We start from the raw sequence: 14857 nt of genomic DNA, 5'->3' as shown, positions 1-14857 counted from the left end.
ACTATTTTTCGAAGTTTTAGCAACGACGATTTCTCTCTAAATTAACCACCTTTACGGGTTGATAAATTAATGGGATATGCTCTACCAAAACATCATTCTGATCTAAACCGAAAGCATCTTGATCTTTTTGCGCAAATCTTTTCAGGAAGAAATAAGAATTAAGAATAATACCCTCTTTTAAAGCAAATTCATTTTCCACTGAAAGATATTTTTCCATCAAAATAAACTTAAAATCGATGGTAGGATTGTATTTTGTACTTCCGTTGTTTTTCAGGTGAAGATTGAGTTCTTTATTGGCAATAAGATCATCAATAATTTTCTCGAAAAAAAGCTCTGTTCTGGGCTGAATTCTAAACCCTATGTTCAGTACTATTTTGATTACTTTATCGTCTACCAATTCCGAAACTTCATAATCTAAGGTATAAGGATGATTGGTTCTATTGATATGGAAAAACCAATAAACATCAGCTCTTTTAGGTTTTTTATCAAAGATAGATTTAATAATTTTTGTTTCAATCTGATCTCTTCTGTCGGCTTTTGTAAGGTAAATAAGATGGGTAGTGTATTTCGGGATATCGGTATCGCTGCTCAGCTCCACAATTTTATTGGCAAATTTCCCCAAATCTGTAAACTTTGTATATCTGTTATTAATTTTTCTACCAAAATAACTGATGTACATTACTGCAAAGAACAATCCGCCTACGAAAACCGTGATATAACCTCCATCATGGAATTTCACCAAATTGGCAATAAAGAATGAAATCTCAATAATGGTAAAAATTAAAAGTAAAGAAAAAACAAATATTTTGTTCCATTTTAGTTTATAAAGCAAGAAGAATGAAAGCAAAAATGTAGTCATCATCATGGCTATAGTAATCGCCAAGCCATAAGCTGCTTCCATTCTGGAAGAAGTTTGGAAATATAATACAACAAGAACACAACCTGCCCACAAAATATTATTCACACTTGGAATATAAATTTGACCTTTGGTTTCCGTGGGCTGCTTTATCGCAACTCTTTGCCAGAAATTTAAGTGGATTGCCTCATTAATTAAAGTAAAAGAACCACTAATTAAAGCTTGTGAAGCTACAATTGCCGCTAAAGTTGCAATGATAATTCCCGGTAATAAAAACCACGAAGGCATTATTTCAAAAAACGGATTTCTACCTTCCAACATAGGATTCCCTTGATGAAGAAGCCACGCAGCCTGCCCCAAATAATTGACAATTAAACAAACTTTAACAAAGCCCCAGGTAATTCTGATATTTTCTCTTCCGCAATGCCCCAAATCTGAGTACAAAGCCTCGGCTCCTGTTGTACATAAAAATACTGCTCCCAAAAGCCAGAAACCGTGCGGATAAAGATAAAGAAGTTCATAAGCATAATAAGGATTCAATGCTCTTACAACTGCAGGATAATGAATAATTTGCCCTATTCCAAGTGCGAATAAAAGGCAGAACCAAACCGTCATTACAGGTCCAAAAGCTCTTCCTACTTTCTGCGTACCAAAACGCTGTAAGAAGAAAACAAGAGAAATAACAGCAATAACAATAGGAACTACAGGAACGTGTTTCACTCCGTCGATCATTTCTAAACCTTCGATTGCCGAAGTTACCGAAACGGCGGGTGTAATAATTCCGTCTGCCAAAAGTGCTGCAGCACCAAGCATTGTGGGAATAGCTATTTTTTTACCATACCTTCTCACCAAAGAGTATAAAGAAAAAATACCGCCTTCTCCCTGGTTATCGGCTTTTAAAGTTAGCCAGACATATTTTACCGTGGTTTGTAGAACAAGCGTCCAGAATACGCAGGAAACACCTCCCAAAACCAACACTTCACTTATCTGTCTTTCTCCAATAATGGCTTTAAATGTATAAAGCGGACTTGTGCCGATGTCCCCATAAATAATTCCTAAAGCAACCACAAGCGTTGCAACAGTAACTTTGCTTTGAATATTATTTTTCAAAATTTTATGTTTTAACTTAAAAACACAAAATTATTGTAAAAGGTATTGGTAAAATATAAACTTTTGGTCAGGATGTATAAAGATTTTATAAAGATAGGGATTGAAGCTTATTTTTCTGTATCAAAAAATATGTTCAGGATAAAAAGTTATTCTCCAAACCTGTATCCTACTCCACTTTCAGTAATAATATATTTAGGTAGATTGGGGTTATCTTCTATTTTCTTGCGTAAAGTTCCTACAAAAACCCGTAAATATTGAGTTTCGGTCTGCGAACCTACTCCCCAGATTTCTTTTAAAATAAACTGATGCGTCAAAACTCTTCCTTCGTTTCTGGCAAAAAGCGAAAGCAGATTAAACTCAGTGGATGTAAGTTTTAAAATCTCATTGTTTTTTTTAGCGGTTCTCGAAAGAATATCAATTTCTAAGTCACCCGATTTAATTTGAACTGCATCATTCTCCGAATTGTTTCTTCTTATTGCGCCTCGAATTCTTGCCATTAACTCTGCCGTACGAAAAGGTTTTGTAAGATAATCTGTAGCACCATTATCGAGTGCTGAAACAATATCTTCTTCATCATCTATCGCCGAAAGTATAATAATAGCTTTATTGTACCATTCTCGAAGTTCTTTTAGCACCAAATGACCACTTATATCAGGTAAACCTAAGTCTAAGATAATAAGTTCCGGCAAATAATTTGCTGCCAAAACCTGCCCTTCTTTTCCTGTAGTTGCTAAACGAACCTTATAATCGCTGTTTTCTAAGGTAATCTGGAGAAGCTTTCTGATCTGAGCCTCATCATCTACTACCAAAATTTCGTGCTTACTCATTTTTAAGATGATTTATATAAGATGTTTCCGCAGGTATTTGTATGGTAAAAATACTTCCGTGCGGGATATTATTTTCTAAAGTTACTGTTCCTCCTTGTGCTTCTGCAAATCCTTTTACAATAGATAATCCTAATCCTGTTCCTCTGGTTTTACTGTCTGGAAGCCTTTTAAATTTATCAAAAATTAAAACATGCTCACTTTCAGGAATACCATTTCCGTTATCTAAAATCACAATTTTACAGCTTTTTGATTCGTAATTAACATCTATTTTAATGATAGAATTTTTTGGGGTATACTGTACAGCATTATGAATGATATTCAATAAAATTTGCTCTGTAAAACCAATATCAAGCTTAAAAAGAGGTAGGTTTTCATTGCTTGTAAAATAGATTTCATGTCCTTCGGTAATTTTTATTTTCTGTAGTATAGAATTTATTAATTCGTTGATATCGCACCAGTCTGCTTTAGGCTTTAGAATTCCGCTTTCAATTCGGTTTAGATTCAGAATATTTTTCACCTGCCTGTTAAGACGTACCGTTGCAATATCGATATCGTTCAGAAGATCCATCTGCTGCGAAAAATTTAATTTATGGTTATGACAGGCTTCTTTTAAAATATCTACTGTTCCCAAGATTGTTGCAATTGGAGTTCGCAATTCGTGAGAAAGAGAGTTTAAAAGTGTATTGTACAATTTAATGGTCTGCTCTTTTTCTTCTTTGTCTCTGGCTTTTCGCTCGGCTTGTCTTATTTTAAAGGTTAAAACGGCGTTTAATAAAGCAATTACAAAATAAGAAAGAAACATCAAAAGATCCTCAGTATCGCTTATGTCTAAAGTAAATTGTGGCGAAATGAAAAAAAAATTCCAGATTACCGCACTTAAAAAAGCCGATAAAAGCACCGGAAGAATATCAAAAAGCATGGCAATTATTGAAACTGTAAACAACAAAATAAGTGCGGTCGCTTTGTAATTGATGTTATCTCTTACTGTAAAACACAATACAGAAACCAAAAGAATGGAGACTGTACTCAAAATATATTGCCGATATTGTATGGGAGCGGAGGTTTTCAATTTTTATTAATAAAACTAACTATCAAAAATAATCAATTAAGTATAAGATTGATCTATAATTTAGGGAATAAAAAAATCCTGAGAAAAAAATCTCAGGATTTATATTAATTAATGTTTACTAATTATTTAGCAAAAACATATTTAACACCGATTGTAACTGAAGATAAGTTTAAACCGAAGTTGTAGTTGTTTGTAGCATCACCTTCTTTTGGTTTGAAGTTGTTGTAACCGAATTCACCGATTGTAGCTTCAATAGTCCAGTTTTTGTTTAAGAAATAATCTAAACCTGGTTTTACAGTAACTCCAACAGAAGTGTATTTAGCCTCAGTAGAAGTAGTAGTTGTTTCAGTTGTACCACCAAATGTAGCTACAGTTGTATTTTCAACTTCTGCTTTTCCAAATTGCATTGGTACTGCTAATTGACCGAAGAAATACAGTTTATCTCCTAAAGTCCAGTATTTTCTTACGAAAGGCTCTACTACGAATGCAGGAGTTTTGAATTTATCTGTGCTAACAACACTTGCTCCACCAATATTAGATGTAGTAATTTCAGTATCTGTTGAAGTTTGGTATCCTAAACCTAAACCTACTGCTAAGTTTGGTGCTACAAAGAAACCAGCTCTTGGAAGAACATTAAAGTTTTCTTCTTTTAAATTACCGTTGTTAGTTTCTTGTTGAGAATAACCAACAGATCCAGATAAATAAACAGTTCCTTTAGCAATCTGAGCGTTTGATAATCCGAAAAGTGCAACAGCACTTGCAATTAATAATTTTTTCATTTGAATAATTTTATACTTTCTTGATGCAAATGTATAAGGGTAATTTTCAATATTAAAATTTCTTAATGTGATTAATATCAACCATTAATATTAGGTTTTATCAAGTAGAAATCGCATATAAGAGATATAAATGTTATTTTTTTCAAAAATTAACATAAAAAAACTCTGATTTTTCAATCAGAGTTCAATATCATTGCTTAAGAATTTATTTTAAAAAGAAATTAACTCCTAAATTGATTGCACCAAAATTAGAATCAATTCTTCTGTCTCTATCTCTGTCCCAATCTCCTCTTTCACTTCCAATATTTTGGTATCCTAAATATAGTTCTGCTTTAGGTAACTGAAATCCTACTTTAGGATATACATACAAACCACTATCAATACCGTCTTTAGTAGAAATTGCACCTCCCAAATCAAGACCTACAAAAAGAGGAAGACCATTAAATTTATATTTTCCTGATGCCGCCAAAGGAATAAATCCGAAATCTTCCCAACGATCTTTACCAAAGAAATGTGAATATCCTGTTGCAATCCCCACATCTAAACCTTTTGTAACATTCCACATATATGCAGCATCTACGCCTAATGTAACTGAAGCAAAATCTGCTGCATCACCAACAGGTGCACCAATATGAGCCCCAAGTTTAAAACCCTGTTGAGCTTGTAAAGCCCCTCCAAACAATGCAAATGCACCTAGTAATAGTAATTTTTTCATTTTAAAATTTTAAATGTTTATTAACTCAATGATGCTTTACAGCAAACATAATGCCGCAGGATTTTATTTAAATAAAAAAGCAAGACAAATAATTGCCTTGCTTTATAATAGAATTGTAAATATTTTCTTAGTTCCCTCCAAATTTGAAACCTACACCGATTTGTGCGAAACTGTTGGTAACTTTCCCTCCACTTCCATCATTAGATAGATTAGATACTCCTAAACTGTATCTTGCATCAAAGAAAAGTCCGTTTTCCAACATATATTCAACACCTACAAACGGAGCAATGTTGAGTGTTTTGAGGTCTTTTTTAATATCCATTTCACCTGAACCTTCTTCTTCTACGTCTAAGCTAATAAAATCAGAACCAATTACCGTTTTTTGCTTCGCTGTAAGAATAACTCCAAAGTTAGCACCCGCAGCAACTGAAAAGCTTTCTGTAATAAAATACTTCGCAGAAACTGGTACTAAAAGAGTCCCCAAATTAACCTTAGTTTGTTCACCCACAAAAACAACTCCTGCATTTATTCCGTCAATTTTTTCTTTCCCTCCAAGTGGTGAGTATAAAACTTCCGCCTGAAAACCAAAATTATCATTGATTTTGTATTCTGCCATACCTCCTATATAGAAAGTATATTTAGGATCCATATTTCTTTTACCTAAATCGTCTTGCTTTTCATCAATTTTAAGCGTTGACATTGCGAAACCTGCTTTAGGTCCAAATCGAAATTCTTGTGCTTTAACAGCAACTCCCATTACAGCAACAGAAGCAATAAGTAATAATTTTTTCATAGTTTGAATTTTTTAACAAATTTTAAGATCCCAAATATATCACTTTTAATGGAATCACAAAATATTTTTTAAAATTTCTGAAAAAACATAAAAAACTACTCTATTCCCTTGTTCTCTTATCTTCTTCGTTGTAAGCCAAGATAATTTTTTTCACCACAGGATGACGTACCACATCTTCTTCCGTTAGATATACAAAACCAATTTCTTTTACATCCTTCAAAATTCGCATCGCTTCTTTCAAACCGGAATGCTGTTTAGGGGGTAAATCGATTTGCGTTGGGTCTCCTGTGATAATAAATTTAGCATTCATCCCCATTCTCGTTAAAAACATTTTCATTTGAGCATGGGTTGTATTTTGAGCTTCATCCAAAATCACAAAAGCATCATCCAAAGTTCGTCCTCTCATAAAAGCCAAAGGTGCCACCTCGATTACTTTTTTCTCCATAAAACCTTCCAGTTTTTCATGAGGAATCATGTCGCGAAGTGCATCATACAAAGGCTGTAAGTAAGGATCAAGCTTTTCCTTCAAATCTCCCGGCAAGAAACCAAGACTTTCTCCGGCTTCTACTGCAGGTCTTGTCAAAATAATTCTTTTAACTTCTTTATCCCTTAAAGCTCTCGCTGCTAAAGCAACACTGGTGTAGGTTTTTCCCGTCCCGGCCGGACCAATTGTAAAAACCATGTCTTTTTTCTCAGTTTCTTTGACGAGTTTTTTAAGGTTAGTTGTTTTAGCTTTAATAATTTTTCCGTTAACGCCTTTTACGATAATGTCTTGGTCAAAAACCAAATGTTTCTCATTCTCATCCTTAAGATTGAGAAAGTTTTCGATATCTTTCAGTCCGATAGAATTATTTTTGGAAATAAACGACACAATGTCGTCAAGCTTTTGTTTAAATATATCTAAAGCTTCCTGATTTCCCATCGCAAAGATAAAATGATCACGACCCGTAATTTTAAGTGTCGGGAAGCTTGATTTTATTAAATTGAAATATTGGTTATTAACTCCATAGAAGTTTTTTGAATCAATACCTTCTAAATCATACGTTAATTCAAACATGCAAATATTTTTAGATTAGAATTTAAATTTAAACGTTTTTTTTCAATTTTAAATTAAATTCTTATCCACAATAGCCGTTTCTTTCTTTTTATTTTAGATAAATTTGCAATTCTATCCCTTTTATTCATGTCAATTATTACCCTTACATCAGATTTCGGACGTTTAGATTACAGAGTTTCGGCTATGAAAGGTAAAATCCTGTCTTTAAATCCTGAGGTAAATACGATTGATATTACCCATGATATTCAGTCATATAACTTGATTCAAACATCATATATTGTAAGAAACGCCTATAAATATTTCCCAACCGGAACCATTCACATTCTTTCTGTTGACAGTTTTTTTCATAAATCAAGAAAAAATATTTTATACAAAGCAGACGGACATTATTTTTTAGCCGCAGATAACGGACTTCTAAGTTTGGTCTTTTTTGACATAAAACCTGAAGCCATTTACGAAATTACGCTCAACAACAGGTTTGACGATATAGTAAACTTTACTTCTACCGATGTTTTTGTACCTGTCGCCGTACATTTGGCCAATGGCGGACTGCCCGAAGTAATTGGCAGAAAGATAGAATCTGCAAAACAGCTTTTATTCCCAAAACCGGTTTATAATGAGCCTGAAAAAATGATCATTGGCGAAGTAATGTACATTGATAATTTCGGAAATATAATATCAAATATTAATAAAGATTTTTTTGAAACTTTAGCGAAAGGTTTTGAAAGTTTCACCATCAAATTCAGGAACTTAAGTCTTTCAAAAATATATTCAAGCCATACAGAATTGGTGGTAGACTGGGAAAGAGAAACCGAGTATCACGGGCAATCTGCAGCTATCTTTAATGACAGCGACCAGCTTGAATTAACCATCTACAAAGGCAGCAAAAAAAACGGTGCAAAAACACTTTTCGGACTGAATGTGGGAGAAAATATTTACATACAATTTTTCTAAAATTATCTATTTCATAAAAAAACCGATTTTTTTTATATATTTGTCAAAATCTAAAATTTAAAAATGGCAGAATACAAATTATTGCTTCCTTCTATGGGTGAAGGCGTGATGGAAGCTACAGTTATCACTTGGTTATTCAATGAAGGCGACCAAGTAAAGGAGGATGATTCAGTAGTGGAAATTGCAACAGATAAGGTAGATTCAGACGTTCCGACACCAGTTTCGGGGAAAATTGTAAAAATCCTTAAACAGAAAGACGAAGTTGCAAAAGTAGGTGAAGCCATCGCTATTTTAGAAATCGAAGGAGAAGGCGGAAACACAGCTTCTGAAGAAGTAAAAACTGAAACTTCAGCTCCGGATGCAGCAACAATTAAAGCAATTGAAGAGCCTTTAAACGCAACAGCAACTTCTCACGTAGAATTTTCAGGAGATCTTTATTTATCACCTCTTGTAAAATCTATCGCACAACAGGAAAACATTTCTGAATCTGAACTGAAAACCATCAAAGGAAGCGGTTTGGAAGGAAGAATTACAAAAGAAGATATTTTAGCACATGTTGCTAATAGAGGAAACGCAGTTCAGCAACAAGCTGCAACAACTCAGGTGGCTTCTACTCCTGCGGTAAAAGCGGTATCAACTCCGGCAACAACTATTTCTACTTCTGCAGGTGATGAAATCATTCCGATGGACAGAATGAGAAAAATCATCGCTGAAAACATGGTGAAAGCAAAACAAATTGCTCCACACGTAACCTCTTTCATCGAAACAGATGTAACCAACGTTGTAAAATGGAGAGCTAAAAACAAAGATATGTTCGAAAAACGTGAAGGTGAAAAGCTTACTTTCATGCCGATTTTCGTAAAAGCAATTGTAAAAGCGATTCAGGATTTCCCAATGATCAATGTTTCTATCAATGGTGACAATATAATCAAGAAGAAAAATATCAACATCGGTATGGCAACAGCTTTACCAGACGGAAACCTTATTGTTCCTGTAATTAAAAATGCTGATCAGTTATCGCTTTCAGGTTTAGCAAAAGCAATTAACGACTTAGCTTACAGAGCAAGAAACAAAAAATTAAGACCAGAAGATACTCAAGGTGCTACTTACACGATTTCTAACGTAGGAAGCTTTGGAAACTTAATGGGAACACCTATTATTCCTCAACCTCAAGTTGCTATTATGGCAATTGGAGCTATCGTTAAAAAACCTGCAGTTCTTGAAACTAAAGATGGTGATGTAATCGCAATCCGTCAGTTGATGTTCATGTCTCACTCTTACGATCACAGAGTGGTAGACGGTTCTCTTGGTGGAATGATGTTGAAACATGTTCACGATTATCTTGAAAACTGGGATCTTAACACAGAAATATAAGTAATGAATAATTGGTAATGAGCAATTATTGCCGATTTCAAAATATAAAACCTTCGAATTTTTTCGGAGGTTTTTTTGATTTATAAAGTAAATAATTTTATCTTTAAAACAAACAATTTCACAAATGGATCTTGATTTAAGAAAATTAAATTCTACCAAACTCTTTGATTTTTCAAAAGAAGAAGAACAATTAATTACTGATGTATACGACGAGATTTTTAAAATATATAATATTTCAGTAATCAATATTGAAGATTCAAATTATAATCAATTCAATCTGGAAGGAAAAAATCCATATTCATTATTTACACCGAAAATTTGTTACTTTATAACAGATAAAAATAAAGAGAATTCATTTTATCTCTTCATTGTCACTAAAATTGAAAAAACAATAAGAGGTGGCTACTTACCTCCTCAACTCGAAACATTACAAATTTGGGGTCTGAAAAGACTGGATGAAGATTTTGGGTTTATTTCCATCAATAAAAAGAAATGGACAGACAAAATTGCAGGAATTTTCAATAGCTTCAATATCAATTTTAAAGACCGTAATTTCAAAGATTTTTATATTTTAGGAAGTAATCAGTTTAAAACTACAGCTTTTTTAAATTCAGAGAGAAGAGAAATAATAAGATCTTTTCCTGATGAAGATTTTAAACTTGAAGTTAAAAGAAATATTTTAAGTTTCGGGCTAACAAAAGAACTTTCCATCAATAATGCTTTAATGGTCTCTAAGTTTTTAAAAGAAATATAAATTTCGCAGTTTTAACCTAAATTTACATATCAAAATTACCAATGTTGAAAATTTTCAATCGCCTTCGAAGAAGTCTCAAAAAATCTTTCGACAACATCCGAAATGAACAACTGAAACATAATTTGCTTCAGGCAATACCTTTTTGGATAGGTTCGGTGATTACAGGTTTTTTTGCTGTTATGTATGCTAAAATATTTGCGTGGAGTGAAAATCTGCTCCATTTCATTTTAGATTGGCACGATTGGATGATTTTTATTATCGCACCCATTGGATTTGTATTATCTTGGTGGTTGGTAAAAGAATTTGCACCCAACGCCAAAGGAAGTGGAATTCCACAGGTAATGGCTGCTGTAGAATTGGCAAATCCTAAAGAACATAGAAAAATAAGAAGTCTTTTAAGTATTAAAATTATTGTATTTAAAATTATTTCATCAGTAGTTTTAGTTATCGGCGGCGGAGCAGTTGGACGAGAAGGCCCAACAATTCAGATTGCAGGTTCAATTTTTCGAAAAGTCAATGAATATCTTCCTGAATGGTGGCCGAAAATTTCGAAGAAAAACATGATTATGACCGGAGCTGCAGCCGGACTTGCAGCTGCTTTTAATACCCCTCTTGGCGGAATTGTATTTGCCGTTGAAGAACTTTCAAAAACCCATATCAATTACTTTAAAACAGCGCTTTTCACCGCTGTTATTATTGCAGGTTTAACTGCACAAACTTTGGCAGGTTCTTATTTATATTTAGGCTATCCCAAGACGAATGATGTTTCATTAATGGTGATGTTCCCAATTATTTTAGTTGGCGGAATTGCAGGAATTCTTGCGAGTCAGCTTTCAGTAACCATGCTTAAAATTAATAACTGGAAAAAAAGAAAACTTAAAACTGATAAATCGAATGTATTATTTCTTGTAGGATGTGCTTTAGTCATTGCTTTCATTTCATTTTTTATAAGCCGTGAGGTTTTAGGCTCCGGAAAGGAAATTATGGAACGGGTTCTTTTCACTCCAGATAAACATGAAGATTGGTATATTCCGATATTAAGAATGCTTGGTCCTGCCTTATCTTTCACTTCCGGTGGTGCAGGTGGAATTTTTGCTCCGGCTTTAACAGCAGGTGCGAGTATTGGTTCTGTAATTTCGGGTATTATTCATTTAACTCCCAACGAAACCAACGTTGTCATTCTCGCAGGAATGGTTGCCTTTCTTACCGGAATAACAAGAGCTCCATTTACATCAGCAATTATTGTTTTGGAAATGACAGACCGACATTCTTTAATATTTCATTTGATGTTGGCAGGAATGGTTTCTTCATTATTTTCAATTTTAGTAAGCAGACATTCTTTATATGATGTATTGAAAATGAATTTTTTAACAGAAATTAGGAAAGATTAAAATTTAATTAAAAACATACACCACATATCACTTATAATTGAAATGTAATTATTTTTTTGTTTAACTTGGGAAAGAATTCAAAAAAATAATTATGAAAAAACATTTACTCAATGTACTACTTTTAGGACTTCCTGTATTTGGTTTCAGCCAGATATTTCAGGAGAATTTCGACGGAAACGGTCAGGGAATCACAGCTTGGACTGTAATAGATGTTGACGGATTAACACCTGCTTCTGCCGTATCATTTATTACCAACGGATGGAATCGTATAGACAGACAAGGAACTAACGGAAGTTTTGGAGGACCTGCTGGAAATTATGCAGCTATGAGTACCTCTTGGTATACTCCCGCAGGAACATCAAATGATTGGCTCATTTCTCCCACAATTCCTGTTTCTGGGGCTTCACCCACTTTATATTGGGACGCCAAAGCACAGGACGGAGATTATCCTGATGGTTACAAAGTAATGCTTGCTCCAAATGGAGGAAATACAGTTAATGATTTTACTATTGAGCTTTATAATACCTCAGGCGAAAACAAATACTGGACGAGTAGAGCGGTAAGCTTAACTCCATATATTGGTCAAAATGTAAGATTTGCCTTCGTTAATAATAGTAATGACAAGTTTATGTTGATGGTAGATAACATTAAAGTAGATTTTACTTACGTTGCCCCACCACCTTCTTATTGTGGACCACTTGTATTTGCAGATTTTTTCGGGGACGATGGCGACGAACCAATTACTTTAGTAAATTTTGCAGGAATCAATAATACAAGTAGTGCAACTGCATACGTTGGAAATAGTCATGAATATTTCCTTACCCAAACAGCCAACGTAGCCAGAGGACAATCTTATGATATTACTTTAAAAGGTAATACTGGTGGAAATTACACAAACAATTTTGCAGTATTCATTGACTGGAATCAAAATGGAAGCCTAAGTGATCCTGGGGAAGTATATACTGTAACACAAACGATTACAAATTCTACAGGAACTGATGCTGCTCAGGCGGTACATTCTATTGCAGTTCCTGCAACTGCCCTTCTTGGTAATACCAGAATGAGAATTAAAAAACTAGAAGGAACAACCGATCTTACGCTTCCTTGCGAAGACGGTAGTTATGGACAAGCAGAAGATTACACCGTAAATGTTGCAGCTTCTTTATCTGTAAATGAGTTGGTTAAAAAAGATTCTAATCTAAAAATATACCCTAATCCTGTTTCTGATATTTTAAATATTGATTCAGCATCAAAAATAAAATCAGTAAAAATATATGACTTAAGTGGGAAAAATGTATTAACAGAAGTAATCGACACAAACAAATCTGCAATTAATGTTTCAAGTCTAAGTTCTGGAACTTATGTAATAACTGCAGAAACAGAAACCGGTTTACAGTCTGCAAAAATAATCAAGAAATAATCAATTTATTTAATAGTGAATTTAAAGACCTGTTTTTTGCAGGTTTTTTTAATTCTAATAAAAAACCTGCTTCATATTGTATATTACAAATAGATTTCATAATTTTGCACCTCGAAATAATTAACAAATTCATTTAACATTATGAACAATTACGAAACTGTTTTCATTTTAACTCCCGTTCTATCTGAAGCTCAGGTGGAGGAAGCAGTGAACAAGTATGTAGATCTTTTGAAAGAAAAGAACTGTGAGATTGTCACTAAAGAAAATTGGGGATTAAAAAAATTAGCTTATCCAATTCAATTAAAAAAGAATGGATTCTACACTTTAATCGAGTTTAAAGGTGAAGGTGCTGTAGTTGCTGATTTAGAATTGGCATTCAAACGTGACGAAAGAGTAATTCGTTACCTTACTACAAAACTAGACAAGCACGCTGTAGAGTACGCTGTAACTAGAAGAACTAAACTTAAAGCTTCAAGAGCTTAATTATTTATTAACCCAAAATTTAAAAAAGACAAGACATGGCAATAGATGATATGGCTAAACAAGCCTCAGCTGGAGGAGAATCTGAAGTAAAATTCCTTACACCACTTGATATCAACACTAAAACTGATAAAAAGTACTGTAGATTCAAAAAATTCGGAATTAAGCACGTTGATTACAAAGATGCTGATTTCTTATTACAATTCGTAAACGAGCAAGGTAAAATTTTACCAAGAAGATACACGGGAACTTCTTTGAAATACCAAAGAAAAGTTTCTTCTGCTATCAAAAGAGCTAGACACTTAGCTTTGATGCCTTACGTAGCTGACTTATTGAAATAAGCTAAAAAAATAAATAAAAGAAGAGAGCAATCTCTTCTTTTGTTGCTGAATAAATATTAATTCTAACGATTTAGATAAGAGATAAAAGATAAGAGATAAAAGATTTTAAAGTCTTGCTTCTTGATTCTTTGTTCTTGGCTCTAAAACTAAAACGGACAACAACAATGAACATTATTCTTAAAAAAGACGTAGAAAACTTAGGTCTTGAATTCGACACAGTAAGCGTAAAACCAGGTTATGCAAGAAACTTCTTGTTACCTCAAGGTTATGCACTTTTAGCTACTCCTAAAAACATTGCAGCTCTTGAAGCTACTTTGGAAGCTAGAAAAGAAGAAGAAGCTAAATTAATCGCTGCTGCAAACGCTGTAGTAGATCAATTAAAGAAAACTTCTATTACTATTCCTGCAAAAGTAGGTTCTGGTGATAAATTATTCGGATCTATCAACAATGCAGATCTTTCTGCTGCTCTTGCTAAAGCTGGAGTTTCTGTTGACAAGAAGTATATCAAAATCCCAGGAAACACTATTAAGAGAACTGGTAAAGTAACTGCTAACGTAAGATTACACAGAAATGTAGAATACAACTTTGAATTCGACATCGTATCAGACGCTCCGGTAGAAGCTCCAAAACCAGCTGCTCCTAAAGCTAAAGTTGAAGAAACTCCTTCTACTGAAGAAGCATAAGACTTAAAGAGATTTTCTCAAAAATATAAACCACTTCGTTTGAGGTGGTTTTTTTATGTCATTGTGTTTTTTTAGAAGCTATTTCCCGCTAACCACTCATACTCCTCACGCCACCCTCTCTCCAACACCAAAAACCCTCAAACTTCCCCACTCCTTGTTGCGGGGTAACCGTTTTTATCGGGGCTAGGAAATTTGTCTTTCATTCCACTTTTGTAATTACGAGAAGTGTTGCGACGAAGTAACCTTTAACCTCA

15 protein-coding genes are annotated in these 14857 nt (G+C 33.8%); 8 read left to right on the top strand and 7 right to left on the bottom strand.

Annotated features, from left to right (window positions below):
• Positions 1-16: 16 nt before the first annotated feature.
• The 7 genes from OEW74_RS12190 to OEW74_RS12160 form a co-directional block, all read right to left on the bottom strand.
• A complete protein-coding gene (locus tag OEW74_RS12190; RefSeq protein ID WP_265428752.1) occupies positions 17-1966 on the bottom strand; it encodes a KUP/HAK/KT family potassium transporter in 1950 nt (649 codons plus the stop codon).
• Between the two features lie 146 nt (positions 1967-2112).
• Entirely contained in the window at positions 2113-2793 is a 681-nt protein-coding gene (locus OEW74_RS12185; protein ID WP_265428751.1) for a response regulator transcription factor, read from the bottom strand.
• A complete protein-coding gene (locus OEW74_RS12180; protein ID WP_265428750.1) occupies positions 2786-3823 on the bottom strand; it encodes an ATP-binding protein in 1038 nt (345 codons plus the stop codon). The genes OEW74_RS12185 and OEW74_RS12180 overlap by 8 nt, the downstream gene beginning before the upstream one ends.
• 161 nt (positions 3824-3984) lie before the next feature.
• A complete protein-coding gene (locus OEW74_RS12175; protein WP_265428749.1) occupies positions 3985-4641 on the bottom strand; it encodes an outer membrane protein in 657 nt (218 codons plus the stop codon).
• A 205-nt stretch (positions 4642-4846) separates the two neighbouring features.
• Positions 4847-5356: a hypothetical protein gene (locus OEW74_RS12170; RefSeq protein ID WP_265428748.1), complete on the bottom strand. Its 510-nt coding sequence runs from the start codon at positions 5354-5356 to the stop codon at positions 4847-4849.
• Between the two features lie 127 nt (positions 5357-5483).
• Positions 5484-6149: a porin family protein gene (locus tag OEW74_RS12165; RefSeq protein WP_265428747.1), complete on the bottom strand. Its 666-nt coding sequence runs from the start codon at positions 6147-6149 to the stop codon at positions 5484-5486.
• Positions 6150-6249: 100 nt separating this feature from the next.
• The gene (locus OEW74_RS12160) at positions 6250-7206 is read right to left on the bottom strand and encodes a PhoH family protein (RefSeq protein WP_265428746.1); all 957 of its coding nucleotides are present in this window, start codon (positions 7204-7206) and stop codon (positions 6250-6252) included.
• Positions 7207-7332: 126 nt separating this feature from the next.
• Here OEW74_RS12160 and OEW74_RS12155 point away from each other — a divergent pair, with 126 nt between their 5' ends.
• The 8 genes from OEW74_RS12155 (at position 7333) to rplI (ending at position 14603) form a co-directional block, all read left to right on the top strand.
• Entirely contained in the window at positions 7333-8160 is an 828-nt protein-coding gene (locus OEW74_RS12155) for an SAM hydrolase/SAM-dependent halogenase family protein (RefSeq protein ID WP_265428745.1), read from the top strand.
• Positions 8161-8223: 63 nt separating this feature from the next.
• Positions 8224-9534, top strand: coding sequence for a dihydrolipoamide acetyltransferase family protein (locus tag OEW74_RS12150; protein WP_265428744.1), 1311 nt, complete (start codon positions 8224-8226; stop codon positions 9532-9534).
• Positions 9535-9658: 124 nt separating this feature from the next.
• On the top strand, positions 9659-10288 hold the full coding sequence (locus OEW74_RS12145; RefSeq protein WP_265428743.1) for a hypothetical protein: 630 nt from the start codon (positions 9659-9661) through the stop codon (positions 10286-10288).
• 41 nt (positions 10289-10329) lie between these two features.
• Positions 10330-11679, top strand: a complete 1350-nt coding sequence (locus OEW74_RS12140; protein ID WP_265428742.1) for a chloride channel protein — start codon at positions 10330-10332, stop codon at positions 11677-11679.
• A gap of 91 nt (positions 11680-11770) precedes the next feature.
• Positions 11771-13099, top strand: a complete 1329-nt coding sequence (locus OEW74_RS12135) for a T9SS-dependent choice-of-anchor J family protein (RefSeq protein WP_265428741.1) — start codon at positions 11771-11773, stop codon at positions 13097-13099.
• 141 nt (positions 13100-13240) lie between these two features.
• Positions 13241-13582, top strand: coding sequence for a 30S ribosomal protein S6 (gene rpsF, locus OEW74_RS12130; protein ID WP_265428740.1), 342 nt, complete (start codon positions 13241-13243; stop codon positions 13580-13582).
• A 35-nt stretch (positions 13583-13617) separates the two neighbouring features.
• Positions 13618-13920, top strand: a complete 303-nt coding sequence (rpsR, locus tag OEW74_RS12125) for a 30S ribosomal protein S18 (protein ID WP_074229140.1) — start codon at positions 13618-13620, stop codon at positions 13918-13920.
• A 164-nt stretch (positions 13921-14084) separates the two neighbouring features.
• Entirely contained in the window at positions 14085-14603 is a 519-nt protein-coding gene (gene rplI, locus OEW74_RS12120; protein ID WP_102980226.1) for a 50S ribosomal protein L9, read from the top strand.
• Positions 14604-14857 lie beyond the last annotated feature (254 nt).

It is taken from the genome of Chryseobacterium sp. YIM B08800 (assembly GCF_026163565.1).
Lineage (GTDB): Bacteria > Bacteroidota > Bacteroidia > Flavobacteriales > Weeksellaceae > Chryseobacterium.
Note: the sequence above shows the minus strand (reverse complement) of the source record. Positions and strands in the feature narration are given on the sequence as shown.

Coding starts and splice junctions, on each gene's coding strand:
- OEW74_RS12170 (WP_265428748.1), bottom strand. CDS start 5,356: ATGAAAAAATTACTATTACTAGGTGCATTTGCATTGTTTGGAGGGGCT.
- OEW74_RS12135 (WP_265428741.1), top strand. CDS start 11,771: ATGAAAAAACATTTACTCAATGTACTACTTTTAGGACTTCCTGTATTT.
- rpsR (WP_074229140.1), top strand. CDS start 13,618: ATGGCAATAGATGATATGGCTAAACAAGCCTCAGCTGGAGGAGAATCT.
- OEW74_RS12150 (WP_265428744.1), top strand. CDS start 8,224: ATGGCAGAATACAAATTATTGCTTCCTTCTATGGGTGAAGGCGTGATG.
- OEW74_RS12160 (WP_265428746.1), bottom strand. CDS start 7,206: ATGTTTGAATTAACGTATGATTTAGAAGGTATTGATTCAAAAAACTTC.
- OEW74_RS12145 (WP_265428743.1), top strand. CDS start 9,659: ATGGATCTTGATTTAAGAAAATTAAATTCTACCAAACTCTTTGATTTT.
- OEW74_RS12140 (WP_265428742.1), top strand. CDS start 10,330: ATGTTGAAAATTTTCAATCGCCTTCGAAGAAGTCTCAAAAAATCTTTC.
- rpsF (WP_265428740.1), top strand. CDS start 13,241: ATGAACAATTACGAAACTGTTTTCATTTTAACTCCCGTTCTATCTGAA.
- OEW74_RS12155 (WP_265428745.1), top strand. CDS start 7,333: ATGTCAATTATTACCCTTACATCAGATTTCGGACGTTTAGATTACAGA.
- OEW74_RS12165 (WP_265428747.1), bottom strand. CDS start 6,149: ATGAAAAAATTATTACTTATTGCTTCTGTTGCTGTAATGGGAGTTGCT.
- rplI (WP_102980226.1), top strand. CDS start 14,085: ATGAACATTATTCTTAAAAAAGACGTAGAAAACTTAGGTCTTGAATTC.
- OEW74_RS12175 (WP_265428749.1), bottom strand. CDS start 4,641: ATGAAAAAATTATTAATTGCAAGTGCTGTTGCACTTTTCGGATTATCA.
- OEW74_RS12185 (WP_265428751.1), bottom strand. CDS start 2,793: ATGAGTAAGCACGAAATTTTGGTAGTAGATGATGAGGCTCAGATCAGA.